The 612-nt window shown below is 66.0% G+C and carries 1 pseudogene; it reads right to left on the reverse strand.

Annotated features, from left to right (window positions below):
* Nucleotides 1-114 precede the first annotated feature (114 nt).
* A pseudogene (locus tag A5780_RS16520) lies at nt 115-612 on the reverse strand (hypothetical protein); the annotation flags it as partial.

The raw sequence follows: 612 nt of genomic DNA on the forward strand, positions 1-612 counted from the left end.
TACCTGCTTGCCTACTTCGACGCCACCTTCAGCCAGCCTGGCACCGACATTGCTCAAACGATCGCCAGGCTCGCTCAGCCGGAGATGCTTCCTCACCCGTGAAGCACCCGCCGGTTACTCGCCGCCGAATGCGGCGCTGGTGGTGGCGGCGAAGTAGGCAAGCAGGTAAGCCCGTTGCAGGTCGATCGAACGGGCCGTGTCGATTGTGCCGACTGCTTCGGCCTTCTTGGCGGGCTCGAGCAGGCCGGCCGTGGTCAGTTGCGGCAGGATGATCTGCTGGTCGCACAGCGACATGTGCTGGGTTCCTGCGATGCGCAGGGGGATCTTCACCCCAGTGTTGGTTGCCCAGCGCGGTTCCCAGCCCGGATTGCCGAACCAGGGCGAGGTGTCGCTGGCCAGCATCAGCAGCGGCCGGTCGAGACCGTCCGCGGCGACAGAGCCCAGGATCGGGCCGTCCAGATCGACGCCGGCACGGACACGGTGGTCGTCGTGCATCGTTTGCACGGTTGTCGACCCGCCTAGCGAGTGACCGAACATTCCGACTTTCGACAGGTCGAGGTCCTCGGCGAGGTGCGGTGGGAGTCCAGCGCGTCCCGGCTGTTCGGTGGCAGA

It is taken from the genome of Nocardia sp. 852002-20019_SCH5090214, from assembly GCF_001665865.1.
GTDB classification, from domain to species: Bacteria; Actinomycetota; Actinomycetes; order Mycobacteriales; family Mycobacteriaceae; genus Nocardia; species Nocardia nova.